10 protein-coding genes and 1 pseudogene are annotated in these 12298 nt (G+C 70.7%); 2 read left to right on the forward strand and 9 right to left on the reverse strand.

Annotated elements, in window-relative coordinates; translation table 11 throughout:
- Positions 1 to 8: 8 nt before the first annotated feature.
- The 6 genes from ACFVS6_RS23435 to ACFVS6_RS23460 form a co-directional block, all read right to left on the reverse strand.
- Complete coding sequence (locus ACFVS6_RS23435; protein WP_389706517.1) at positions 9 to 1589, reverse strand: amino acid adenylation domain-containing protein; 1581 nt, start codon at positions 1587 to 1589, stop codon at positions 9 to 11.
- A 269-nt stretch (positions 1590 to 1858) separates the two neighbouring features.
- A complete protein-coding gene (locus ACFVS6_RS23440; RefSeq protein ID WP_389706519.1) occupies positions 1859 to 3079 on the reverse strand; it encodes an MFS transporter in 1221 nt (406 codons plus the stop codon).
- A 320-nt stretch (positions 3080 to 3399) separates the two neighbouring features.
- A complete protein-coding gene (locus ACFVS6_RS23445; RefSeq protein WP_389706521.1) occupies positions 3400 to 4071 on the reverse strand; it encodes a response regulator in 672 nt (223 codons plus the stop codon).
- Positions 4068 to 4913: a sensor histidine kinase gene (locus tag ACFVS6_RS23450; protein ID WP_389706523.1), complete on the reverse strand. Its 846-nt coding sequence runs from the start codon at positions 4911 to 4913 to the stop codon at positions 4068 to 4070. The genes ACFVS6_RS23445 and ACFVS6_RS23450 overlap by 4 nt, the downstream gene beginning before the upstream one ends.
- Before the next feature lie 649 nt (positions 4914 to 5562).
- Positions 5563 to 6231, reverse strand: coding sequence for an esterase/lipase family protein (locus tag ACFVS6_RS23455; RefSeq protein WP_389706525.1), 669 nt, complete (start codon positions 6229 to 6231; stop codon positions 5563 to 5565).
- A 414-nt stretch (positions 6232 to 6645) separates the two neighbouring features.
- A complete protein-coding gene (locus ACFVS6_RS23460) occupies positions 6646 to 7290 on the reverse strand; it encodes a dihydrofolate reductase family protein (protein ID WP_389706527.1) in 645 nt (214 codons plus the stop codon).
- 253 nt (positions 7291 to 7543) lie between these two features.
- On the opposite strand from ACFVS6_RS23460, the gene ACFVS6_RS23465 reads away from it, so the two are divergent.
- Positions 7544 to 8215, forward strand: a complete 672-nt coding sequence (locus ACFVS6_RS23465) for a class I SAM-dependent methyltransferase (RefSeq protein WP_389706529.1) — start codon at positions 7544 to 7546, stop codon at positions 8213 to 8215.
- A gap of 545 nt (positions 8216 to 8760) precedes the next feature.
- On the opposite strand, the gene ACFVS6_RS23470 is transcribed toward ACFVS6_RS23465, so the two are convergent.
- A complete protein-coding gene (locus tag ACFVS6_RS23470) occupies positions 8761 to 9045 on the reverse strand; it encodes a hypothetical protein (protein WP_389706531.1) in 285 nt (94 codons plus the stop codon).
- A 146-nt stretch (positions 9046 to 9191) separates the two neighbouring features.
- On the opposite strand from ACFVS6_RS23470, the gene ACFVS6_RS23475 reads away from it, so the two are divergent.
- Positions 9192 to 10151, forward strand: coding sequence for a helix-turn-helix transcriptional regulator (locus ACFVS6_RS23475; RefSeq protein ID WP_389706533.1), 960 nt, complete (start codon positions 9192 to 9194; stop codon positions 10149 to 10151).
- A gap of 229 nt (positions 10152 to 10380) precedes the next feature.
- Here the strand turns inward: ACFVS6_RS23475 and ACFVS6_RS23480 are convergent, their stop codons facing one another.
- Positions 10381 to 12033 (reverse strand): FG-GAP-like repeat-containing protein, encoded by a 1653-nt coding sequence (locus tag ACFVS6_RS23480; RefSeq protein WP_389706535.1) that lies wholly within the window; start codon positions 12031 to 12033, stop codon positions 10381 to 10383.
- Between the two features lie 64 nt (positions 12034 to 12097).
- Positions 12098 to 12298, reverse strand: a pseudogene (locus ACFVS6_RS23485) (ATP/GTP-binding protein); the annotation flags it as partial.

Consider the following 12298-nt stretch of genomic DNA (forward strand, 5'->3'; position numbering starts at 1 on the left):
CCCACGCGTCAGGTGCCGGCGGGCGCCGTCCCGTCGAGCCACCGGCGCAACGCCGCCCGGTCGACCTTCCCGTTGCCGTTGACCGGCAGCTCCCCGATGACGCGCACCGAGCGCGGCACCATGTAGGGGGGCAGCGCCGCGGTGCAGGCGTCGGTCAGCGCGCCCGGCTCGACGTCACCGGTCACCACGGCGGTGATGGTCTCCGGGTCCGGCCACAGCAGTGCGGCGGCCTCCACGGCGCCGGCGCGGCGCAGCACGGCTTCGATCTCACCCAGTTCGACACGGTGACCGCCGACCTTGACCTGCTGGTCGTTGCGGCCGAGACACACGTACTCGCCGGCTCGGAGCCGCACGAGGTCCCCGGTGCGGTAGTAGGTACGGCCCTCGTGGGCGAAGTACCGCTGGGCGGTGATCCGGGGATCGCGCCAGTAGCCGGGAGTGGTCTGCGGGCCGGCGACGCACAGTTCCCCGATCGTGCCGTCCGGGACCGGCACGAGCCGCTCGTCCACCACCAGGGTGCTCAGGCCCGGGTAGGGACGGCCGATGGGCACGTTGTCGTGGACGCAGGCGTCCGGACCGGTCGTGGGATCCCAGCGGTGCACCGTGCAGGCGATGGTGAGTTCGGTCGGGCCGTACAGGTTCTCCACGATCGACCCCGGAGCCGCCGCCTGCCAGGCCTCGGCGGAGGCCCGCGGCAGCGCCTCACCGCAGAACAGGCTCCACCGCAGCGTGGGCATCGTGCCGGGTCCCAGGACCCCGCGCTTGCGCAGCATCGCGGCCACGGAAGGCACCGAGAACCAGACGGTGATCCCGTTGCGCTCCAGGTACTTGAACGGCGCCAGGATCTCCAGGGGGTCCATGGCGCAGAGCCGTGCCCCGTTCTCCCAGGCCATGAAGAGGTCGAAGACGGAGAGGTCGAAGGTCTGGTCGAACGTCTGGGACAGCCGGTCGTCGGGCGTCAGCCGGTAGCGCTCCTGGTTGGCCCCGAGGAAGGCGCGCACGTTGCCGTGGGTGACCGGAACCCCCTTGGGCACGCCGGTGCTGCCCGAGGTGAAGAGCAGGTACGCGAGGTCCTCGGACGACACCGGCGGAAGCTGATCCGGCTCCAGTGGAACGGCCGTGGCGAGGTCGACCGCGTCCAGCACCCGTACGTCGCCGAGATCCCCTGCCGCGCCTCGCAGGGTGTCGGGCAGGAGGACGACCGGCTTGCGCGCCAAGCCGCGCAGCAGTTCGGCGAGGCCCCGCAGCGACGCCGAGTCGACGATCAGGGCATCGAGGTCGGCGCGTTCGATCATTGATCGGGTTCGCTCGACGGGGAACTTGCGGTTGAGCGGTACGAAGGCGGCGCCCGCGAACAACGCGGCGGCCACACCCAGGTAGGAGGCCTCGCTCCGCTGGGCGAACACGCCGACCCTGCGGGGACGGCCCCCCGTCGCCTCGACGAGGGGGGCGGCCCACCTTCGGGCGATGAGCGCGGATTCCTCGTAGGTGTAGTCGCGGCGACCGAGGGTCAGGGCGACGCTGTCGGGACGCCCACTCGCATGGCGGAGCAGACCGGAGCCCAAACGCGGGTTCAATGCTGTGCTCATGGAAATCCGATTACCTCGGTGACGGGACCCGGTCACGCTAACAACGCGTTTCCACGCCGGCCCCTTTGCGCCAATGACTCCCTAGACACTTCCGACGCGCGAAAGAAGCGTTCTTCTCATTTATCCATCCGGAATGGAGAATTCGGGCTCCCCCTGCGGGTATCGGTCGCCCTCCGGTCCGCCTCCTTCCTGGCCCCCCCTCACCGCGGAAGGTCGCGCACCGGTCCGGTCCGGTCCGGAACATGCCGTCGGGACCTCCGGCAGTGCTCTCAGGTGGTCGCCGCCGCACCCTCGGGAGCGCGGTAGCGGACCCCCCTGGCGACGACCACCGGCATGGCCGCGGCCAGGACGACGTACGACGCGGCCAGGACGATCCAGCCGATGACGCCCTGCCCGATGATCAACCAGGTGAAGGCGGCCGGCGCCAGGATCCTCCCGAGGTCGCCGCCCATCTTGTAAGTACCTTGGTACTGGCCCTGCGCGTGGTCGGGTGCCAAGCCGAACACGATGGTCCAGCTCGCCGCCGCCTGCCGGATCTCGCCCAGGCCGTGGACCAGGGCGCCCAGGACGAGCAGCACACAGGCGGCCACCGCGCCGGCTCCCCCGGTCAGCGCGAAGAGCGCGCATGCCGCCGCCACGCAACCCGCGCCCTGGAAGCTGGCCCAGGAGGCGGACCGGGGATCCTCGGTCCCCCACACCGCCTTCGTCTGGAGCGTGACGACGATGGCGGTGTTGATGATGAGGATCACCGCAGCCATCCACCGCGGCGCGTCCGTGTGCTGGATGACCCACAACGGGAGCACGACGTCGATCAGCAACGCGTGAGTGAGCAGTAGCCCGTCAAGCGCGGTGAACAGCAGGAAGGGGACGTCCCGGAGCACCGCGAAAGCGGCACCGGCGGCGGCCGGAACCGGTGGCACCGGCGGCTCCTTGGCGGTGAGCAGGCCCGTGACGAGGAAGCAGACCGCCGTGAGGAGGATCGCGCCCGCGTATCCGGCGGGCTCGCCCCAGGCGATGACGAGTCCGGAAATACCGGCTCCGACCGCGACCGAAGCGTTGAGGGCAGCGCGGATCCGCGCCGTGACGCGTACCCGGTCGGTCCGCGGCACATTGGCCGCGATCATCGCCTTGCGGGCGTTGTTGCCGGCTCGGTAGAAGAGTCCCTGGACGGACGTGACGATCACGTAGGCCCAGAAGCCGTGGGCGAGGAGCAGCACCGCGGTGAGCGGGGCCAGCGCGAGGAACGACCACATCTGGACCGTACGCGGCCCGGCCCGGTCGGCCAGGTGACCGAGGGGGATGCTGGACACGAGGACGAGCGCGGCCGAGACCCCGAGGCTGATCCCGAGCTCCCCCGGGGTGAGACCGACGATCGTCACGGCGTAGAGCACGCTGATGGCTATCCACAGACCCTGGCCGAGGCTCATCACCATGGTGATGACGGTGAGCATGCGGGCCGGACCGGACGGGGGGAGAAGGCGGTTCAGCACCGATCGGCTTCCTGTCGCGTCATGGCGCCGAAGCCCGAACTGGATTTCCGGCCCGCGGTCCTGGGTCTGATGGTCCCTGGAGGCTAGGACATGCTCACGGACCGCACCCGGTTTGTGGCGACAAACCGGCTTGACTGCGGAAAGCGGGTATTTCCCATTGATCCAACGGCCGTCCTACCAACGGCCGTCCTACCAAAGGCTGTCCCACCACCGGCCGGGGTCCCCTCCCGCGAGGACCTCGTCGGCATCGCGCACGCCGCGCCGGAGCCCCGCCTCGTCTCGCCTCGCCCGAGCCACTCCTGGCCGCAGCCACGCCTCGTTCAGGAACCGGAGTACATGTGCTCGGGGCGGCCGCTGTCGCCGTAGCGAAGGGTCAGTTGCACCGTGCCGGCCTCCGACAGGAACTTCAGGTAGCGCTGGGCGGTCGAGCGGCTGATGCGCGCCCGTTCGGAGACCTCTTGTGCGGACACCTGCCGGGCCTCGTCCGACACGATGCGGGTGATCAGCTCGGCGGTGCGCTCCGAATACCCCTTGGGCATGGCGCGGGGCGCGACGGACGCACGCAGGGCCCCGAGTGCCCGGTCGATGCGCGCCTGGTCCAGTTCCTCGCCCTCGGCGATCGTCGCGCGCAGTTCGGCGTACGCCTCAAGCTTGCCGCGCAGGGTTTCGATGGTGAACGGTTTGACCAGGTAGTGCAGGACTCCCGCGCGCAGGGCGGCTCGCACGGAGGCGGGTCGCCGGTCGGCCGTGACCATGATGACGTCCACGTCGAGTTGCAGCGCCCGAAACCTACGGGTGAGGGCCAGTCCGGTCTCGATCGGCAGGTGCTGGTCGAGCAGGACCAGATCCACGCCTCCCCTCTCGACGGCGGCGAGCGCCGGCGCCGCGCTGTGCGCGATCCCGGCGACCCGGAACCCGGGGACCTCGGACACGTAATGTGCGTTGATCTTGGCAACGTAGAAGTCGTCGTCGACGACGAGCACGTCGATCACGGGGCGTCTCCGTCGCGCCGGCCGGACGCGGACGGACCTCGGGGGGTCGGCGTCGCGGTCGGCGCCGGTATGCGTACGGTGAACAGGCAGCCACCGCCCGCGCGGTCCGCGACCGCGACCGAGCCACCGTGCTCCTCGGCGATGGTCTTCACGAGTGCGAGTCCCAGGCCCCGGCGCTGGTCCGACGAGACCGGTTTGGTGGAGAACCCTCGGGTGAATATCCGGTTCCGGAGCTCGACGGCGACGCCCGGTCCGTTGTCGGCCACACACAGCTCGACGGGACCGGCGCTGCCGGAATCGGGACCGGGGTCGGAGAGTGACTCCTGACGGACGGTGACCTCGATCCACGGGTCGGTGCCGCGGTCGTCCAGCACCGCGTCCATGGCGTTGTCGACGAGATTGCCGAGAACCGTGATCAACGCCCCGGCCAGGTCCGGTCGGGTGGGCAGTTGGGAGCGGGGGCTGATCCCGAGCCGGACCCCACGCTCGGTGGTGGCGAGCATCTTGCCGACCAGATGGGCCCGGACCAGCGGATCCTCGACGCGGCCGACGAGCTCGGAGATGCCCGCCAACGGAATGCCCGGCCACGCGGCGGCCAGCTCGGGCCGTTCCGCCGCGTGGCGGGCGAGCTGGATCAGTCCGCGTAACGTGTGCAGCGCGTTGCGCCGTTCATGTCGGCGGACACGCGCGTCCGAGAAATGGCCACCGTGAACGTTCAACAACACCCGCTGCAGGGACAGCAGGACGTCGCCCGGAGCGTTGTGCGCGGGTGCCGTGCTGACGGGCTGGTCACGTCGCGCGGTTTGTGGCCGCTGACCGTCCGGGTATGTGCGGTGGATCATGTCGGACCGCTTTCGTAAGACGCGTGCACCTGGTAGGTCCTGTCTCAATTGGATCCCGAGCCTGTGAGGATCAGCAAGATCCGACGAGCAAAGAGATGCCACGGATCGAGCGGAAGTCCAGCGGGAAAAGGCACATGCCAGACATGACGTCGCACACCCCACGCGCCGGCAACGGGCAGACGACGCGCGTCGTGTGCGCGGTGTACGTCGAGGCCGCGAGTGCTCCTCGCGCATGCGGGCGAACAGAACGGCACGGGATGCGGACTACGTCAGGGGACTCGCGTCCATCCAGGAGATGCCCGGGAAGGGCCTCACACGGCATGCGGGCGTCGCGGGAGCAGTCATGCCCCCGCCCCGCCGCGAACGGACGCTCCCCCGCCCGGGCGCGGGAACCCACCCGGCCGCGCGGACGACGGGCCGGGGCTCCCGCCCCTTCGTCCGCGCGACAGTCGGGGGCGGGGGTCCGTCATACCTGTCCGCCATGCCTGTCAGTGGCACTCCAACGAGGCAGCGCGACACATGGGTTGGGAAATCGACGGAGTGGAACAATCCGAGTTCACCGACGTGCCGGGGGTACCGACCCGATCGATCCTGGTCATCGCGTTCTTCCACCACGACCCGGTGCTTGCGGCGCCCCTCGGCTGAGAGGTCACGCGGGCGGGGCCTGGAGGACATGCGCCTTGACCTGGTCGTAGACCGTTCGGTCGGTGCGCAGTCCGCCGTGGTCGAGGCAGGTCGTGGTGTGGTTGGCGGCCCCGTCCAGGGCGACGCTGGTCGCGGGGTTGATGACGATGTCGCAGGGAGAGCCCCAGGTTGCGTAGCGGGGGGAACCGGGGGTCTCGTCGCCGGAGTTGAGGTTTCGCAGGAAGTTGGACCCCGGTCGCATCTCGACACATGCGGCGCCGCCGCACCAGCGTGCGGTCTCGGTGCCGTGGTTGGGTCCGGCGAGGGAGACCCACGCGTCGACCTTGGATGTGCCGCCGAGGTTCTTGAGGTAGTGGCGCGAGGACAGGGCGCCCATCGAGTGGGTGACGACGTCGACCTTGGTGGCGCCGGTGGTGTCAAGGACGCGTTGGATCTCCCCCGCGAGCTGTTCCGCGGTGGTGGCGTTGGACTGGTTGGCGTTGTAGGTCCACTGGTCGACGTGTCCGGCGGGCCATCCGTCCGCCCGGAAGCGGTCGGCCATGGTCCGCCAGGTGGAGCCGTCCGAGTTCCAGCCGTGGACGAAGACGACCGGGTCGGGGCCGGCGATGGCCCGCTGGGGGCCATCGGCGGCCGCGGACGCGGCGGTGGGGAGTGCGGTGGGAAATAGGGACATGAGCGCGAGGAGGAGCGTGGAAATGCTCCGCGACGGATTCCTGATCACGCGCGGTTTCTAACGCCCCGTCGGAAGGGGTGACCGGAACCTACGGGCGCGGTCACCCGCTCGGAGTCAAGGATTCACCGCAGAAACGTGACTGCAGGCCAGGCCGCTGCCGCTCGGTCCGATTCCGAGCGGGAGCAGCAGCGGCAATCCGACACAGCGGGAGCGGCTGCGGCAGCGGCTCAGGTTGCGCGTCGAACTGCCCGGGGGCGCAACCGAGCCCCCGCGACGCTCGGCATCCGGTCGGCGACGACCCGACGTCGACTGCGGGATCCCACCCGGTTCGCTGCGCCCGACCGCACCTCCGAGACCCTCGCCGTCTTCAGGACGAACGAACCACCACTGCCGGCCGTCCGCCCTTGAGGCCGGTCATTTCCGCCAGAACAGGTGGTGCGCCACCCCGCTCGGACTGGGAACGACCTCCAGGTGGAAGCGGTCGAGCAGCTCGTCAGGAGAGTCCCACAGGCGCACTCCGGACCCGAGCTCCACCGGCGAGACCGCCACGTGCATGGTGTCGACCAGGTCGGCGTCGAGGAACTCCCGGATGGTCGTGGCCCCACCACCGAGCCGGACGTCCTTGCCGCTCGCGGCCTCCCGGGCCTGTTGAAGAACCGTGGCGGGGTCGCCGTCGACGAAGTGGAAAGTGGTGTCGGAGAGAGTGAGCGAAGGGCGCGCGTGATGGGTCAGGACGAACACCGGGGTGTGGAACGGAGGCTCATCACCCCACCATCCCTGCCAGTCGTGGTTGAGCCAGGGCCCGCGCTGAGGGCCGAACTTGTTGCGGCCCATGATCTCGGCACCGATGTCGCGGGCGTAGTCCCGCGTGAGGTAGTCGTCGAGGCCCCGACTTCCTCCTGGCGCGGTACGCATGGGCCAGCTCGCCGTGGCGCCCGCCCAGGAGAACAACCTCTCAGGATCGACATGACCGAACGGCCTCTCCAGGGTCTGGTCCTCACCGGCACCGATCCCGTCACGCGAGACGTTGAAGTTCTGGACTCTCAGCAGCTGGGGCACGTGCTCCTCCTGTGGTGTCGACAACGATGGTGGGACCCGCCGGCCCGGAGAAACTCATCGCTGATTCCGTGACCGGCCGGGAAGCGCCCGCTCAGTGTCCCGACCCACGGGCTTCGCGCGCGGTTCGCTCCGACACTGTCGCTGTCGATCGTATGTTCGAGCCGTCCCGCCGCCGCTCCGCGCGATGGCATCTCTTTTGCCGTTTCGGCAACAGGACTGGCCCGGCGAGGAAGGAGTGCGCGACGGTGTGGCCATGAGCCACCACATCCCCGCAGAAAGCCTCCCCCCGTATCCCGACGGTTATGTCGGTGACCCCGCCGTGCGCGACGAGTGGGACAACCGCTACTCCGAGCGTCGGCAGCTCTGGAGCGGGCAGCCCAACGGGGCGCTCGTCGAGGAAGTCGCCGACCTCTCCCCCGGTCGTGCGCTCGACGTCGGCTGCGGCGAGGGCGCGGACGCCATCTGGCTCGCCCTCGCCGGCTGGGACGTCACCGGCCTGGAGGTCTCGGGGGTGGCATTGGCCCGGGCAGCCGGCCACGCTCGGGACGCCGGTGTCGGTGTCCGCTGGGTGCACGCCGGACTGACCGAGGCGGCACTCCCTCCGGCGTCCTTCGACCTGGTCTCCGCGCAATACCCGGCGCTGCTCCGCACGCCGGGGTCGACCGCCGAGCACGCCCTGCTCGGCGCCGTCACGCCCGGCGGCTTGCTCCTGCTGGTCCACCACGCGGGCATGGACGAGAACCACTCCTCGCAGGACAACGCCTTCGACCCCGCCGACTACGTCTGGCCCTCGATGGTCGCCGCGCTCCTCGGCGACGACTGGCGGGTCGAGGTGAACGAGGAACGCCCCCGTGTCGTGCCCGAGGGTGGTGCGGGCGCACACCACGCCGCCGACGTCGTACTACGGGCCCGCCGCCTGCGCTGACGCCGCCCGTCCGCCCCGAGGCCGCACGCTCGGGGCGGACGGGACGGCCCCGCACGACTGGGCCCAAATCGTACGGACCTCACCGTCGCGCCCTGCCCCTCGCGCGGGTTCGCCCAACGGGGCGCCACCTGTCGCGGGGGCTGTACTGCGCCCACCGATCCCGACACCCCGCGCGCGGATCCGGATACGAATGCGGATCCGGGTTCGCCCGTCCGCCCCTCGACGCTCCCCCTGGGCGGTTCGAGCTGTCAGGGCCGCCTGGCACCGACCGGCGGCCCTGCCCTGACCTCGGACGGGACCGCTCACGGTGCGCTACCGGAGGCGGGCGCGTGGGGCCCGGAGACGGGCCTGCGGACATCGATCCGGCGGGTGGGCCGGTACGGGTCAGGGACGCTTTCGGCCGACGGCAAGGCCTTTCGGCCGCTTCCGGCTCGGGCCAGAGTGGTGATCACCGCCGGGCGGACGCCCCTGGCGGAACGAAAGGACCGCTCCATGCCGAGTCGCACCTCGCCCCGAAGACGAACGAGCCCACGGGCGCGGCGGGGTCAGGGGTGCGCGGCACTCACCGAGTCGAGGCGCCACCCGTTCAACGGGGGAGCCTGCGCAAGGGCCCGTGCGCACAGTGCACGCACCCGAAGGGTGGCGGAGACCCCGTCCTCGGCGAGGCAGAAGACGATCCCGCGGGCGCCGGCTCGACTGGGATGGACGCGGATGTGTTCGATGCCGTCGCCGGGCAGGTCGGCCGCCCACAGCGCCGCGAGCAATGCCCGCTCGGGCAGGGAGGACTCACCCCGGGACGGCCGGCTGAGCACGAACTCGATGAGATGCACGCTCCGACTATCGCCTCCGGGGCGCCGGAGCGGGACCGTCCGGCCCGGCACGTTCGTGCCGTGAGGTGAACGTGCCGACGAACTGAATGATCGCTGTGCGTGGACTGGGGGGTTTCGTGGTGTGGGCAGTGTCGGGTCTCGACCAGGTGAGCGAGTCCGTGTATCGGCTGATGCTGGACGAGCCGGGGTGGGGAGTGTCGGAGTTGGCCGGTGCGCTCGGTGTCGACAAAGCGGCCGTGGGCGCGTCACTGGACCGCCTCGCGGACCGGGCCCTGCTGCGGCCCTCGATGACGGAACCTGGCGCGCTGCGTCCGGTTCCGCCGGACATCGCGATCGACGCCCTGTTGATGCGGCACCAGTCGGAACTCGTCCGCAGGCAGAGCGAGATCGAGGAATGCCGACTCGCCGTATCCGGGCTTCTCGCGGAGTACTCCTCGGCCCGGTCCGGTAGGAGCTCGGGCGGGTTCGAGCGGGTGGTGGGCTCGGACGCGGCCCGTTCCAGGCTGGAGGAGCTGGCCTTTCGCACACGAGGCGAAAGCCTTGCCTTCGCACCCGGTGGTGCCCGGACGGCCGCCGACCGGGCGGCCGCCAAGCCATTGGCCGAGGCCCTCCTGGCTCGCGGCGTCAAGCTGAGGACCGTGTACCTGGACAGCGTCGCCAACGACCCGGACGGCCGCGAGCACGCGGTTTCGCTCGCCGCGCTGGGCGCCGAGTCGCGGACCGCGCCGTCGCTCCCCATGTGGATGCACATCGTGGACCGCGAGACGGCGGTGGTACCGCTCGACCCGGCGGATTCCTCGCGGGGAGTCGTGATCATCCGTGAACCCGGGGCGCTGGCCGGCTTCTGCGCCCTCTTCGAGCAGGTCTGGACGAGCGCGCGGACCCTGGGGGAACCGGCGGTACGTGCCGCGGGTGAACTGGTCTCCGCGCAGGAGGCCGCGCTGCTCCGGTTTCTCGGGGGCGGTCTCACCGATGAGGCGGCCGCCCGCAAACTCGGGGTCTCCCTGCGGACGGAACGACGGATGATCACGGAGCTTTCGGGCCGTCTCGGGGCGGGCAGCAGGTTCCAGCTCGGCCAGAGGGCGACGCAGTTGGGCGTTCTGTAACGCCGGTACCGGGCCGGCGGTGGCAGCTGGGGCGGGCGACGTCCGCGTCCCCGGCGGCACACCCGATCTCCCCACCCCCACCCACGCACACGATGGCGACGTCGGCCCGACAGGGCACAACAACCGGCACGACGTCGCCCGGGAACTCGGTGGCTGAGGAAGTCCCGGACGTGCGCGTCGTCCAACGCCGCGGCCGGCCGCGCCGAGGGCGGGCCGGCCGGTCGGTGCCTCAGAAGAGGAGCTCCCCGTCCGGGTAGCCGTTGCCGATCTGGATGCGCGGGCTGTAGGAACCGGCGCCGTCGCCCTGGTAGAACCAGAGTCCGCCGTTCGCGTCACGACCGACCAGGTCCGCGCGGCCGTTCCCGTCGAGGTCGCCGGGCGAGGTGAGCGCGGTGTAGGTCTGCCAGCCCGTGCCGATCTGGGTGCGCGGGCCGTAGGTGCCGGTGGTGGTGGCCTTGTGGAGCCACAGGACTCCGGCGGAGTCGCGGGTGACCAGGTCGGGACGGCCGTCACCACTGAAGTCGCCGGGCGCCAGCAGCGCGTCGTAGCCCTGCCAGTCCGTGCCGATCTGGGTGCGAGGGCCGTAGGAACCGGTGGTGGTGGCCTTGTGGAGCCACAGGACTCCGGCGGGGTCACGGGTGACCAGGTCGGGACGGCCGTCACCGGAAAGGTCGCCCGCCGTCAGCAGCGCGTCGTAGCCCTGCCATCCGGTGCCGATCTGAGTGCGGGTGGAGCCGGAGTAGGTGCCGGTGACCGGGTCCGCGGGGTAACGCCACAGGGTTCCGGTCGTGTCGACGGCGAGGATGGCGGCGCCGTCGCGGGCGATGTGCGTCATACCGCTCCAGCCGACGCCGACCTTGCAGGCACCGGCGACAGCGGTGGCCCCGGCGCGGCCGGCGTAGCTGAACAGGGCGCCCTTGGAGTCGCGGCGCAGTACGGCTCCGGTGCCCGTCGCGGTGGGCCCGCAGTCGGACCAGTGGGCGGCGGCGCGCAGCGCGTTGTGGTCGGAGGCCAGACTGTCCTTGGGGAGCACGTCCGCCCTGGCGCTCTTGAAGTGCCGCTCGGACAGGAACAGGTAGTCGATCTTCGAGGTTCCGAAGGTCGGTTCTCCGCTGCGGCAGCGGGCGCGGCCGTCGCCGCAGGGGGCGGACAGGAAGTGGTCGCGGTCGGTCTCGTCGGCTTCGATGAAGGTGCCGTTGCCGCCGTCGGCGATGCCCGGGGCGTAGAAGGAGGAGGCTGCCTTCGAGCGCGGGGTGGTGTTGAAGTCGCCGCCGAGGATCACCGGGACGCCCGATTCCTGCCACTGCTTCGCCTGCGCGGCGAGCTTGGCGGCCTCTTGCTCGCGCAGGGTGGCGTCGTTCCAGTAGAGGTGCACGGAGCAGGCCCAGTTGGCGCGGCTCTGGGTGTAGGTCTTCACGCAGGGCACCGTGATGGGTTCGGTCTCCCCACCCGCGGTCAGGTCGAGGACCTTCGTCTCGGACAGCGGTCCCTTGACCAGAACGGCGTTGCCGTAGTCGGCTCCCCCACAGACGCTCGGGTTGCCGCCGGGCAGGGCGGTGGCGAAGAAGCCCTGGAATCCGTACGCCTGGAGGCGGGTGCGGATCGCGTCGAACTGCGGTCGGCACACTTCCTGGAGGTGGAGCTGATCGGCGTTCCACGTGGCGCCGGTCGCCTCGGCGACGACTGCGTCGATGCGGTGCTCGTTGTCGTAACCCTTGCTCGTGGAACAGAAGTTGCCGCATATGTTGTAGCTGAGGAACCTCAGGGGCGGGGCGTCCGCACCGGCGACGCCGTCGGCCTGCGCGGCGGGGGCGAGAGCGAGCGAGCCGAGGGCCGTGCCGAACAGGGCCGCCGCTGTGGCGAACGCCTTGCGTAGTCTCACGAGGTGCTCCTGGGAGAAGGGGAATGCGTGCTAGGCGGAGGGGACGGGTCGCGTGGCGGGAACGTCACCAGCCCGTACCGATGCGGGCACGCGCCGCGCCACCGGCGAAGGTCGGTCCCGAGTAGCGGTAGAGGTGGCCGGTTGCCTTCTCGGAGGCCAGGAGGTCGGGGACGCCGTCGCCGGTGATGTCGCCGACGCCGGTGATGTTGGTCATGGAGTCCCAGTTGGACCCGATCTGGACCTTGGTGGCGCCGTTGTAGTTGGG

It is taken from the genome of Streptomyces sp. NPDC057939 (assembly GCF_042887545.1).
In the GTDB taxonomy this organism is placed as follows: Bacteria; Actinomycetota; Actinomycetes; order Streptomycetales; family Streptomycetaceae; genus Streptomyces.

Coding starts and splice junctions, on each gene's coding strand:
- ACFVS6_RS23465 (WP_389706529.1), top strand. CDS start 7,544: ATGAGCCACCACATCCCCGCAGAAAGCCTCCCCCCGTATCCCGACGGT.
- ACFVS6_RS23435 (WP_389706517.1), bottom strand. CDS start 1,589: ATGAGCACAGCATTGAACCCGCGTTTGGGCTCCGGTCTGCTCCGCCAT.
- ACFVS6_RS23450 (WP_389706523.1), bottom strand. CDS start 4,913: ATGATCCACCGCACATACCCGGACGGTCAGCGGCCACAAACCGCGCGA.
- ACFVS6_RS23455 (WP_389706525.1), bottom strand. CDS start 6,231: ATGTCCCTATTTCCCACCGCACTCCCCACCGCCGCGTCCGCGGCCGCC.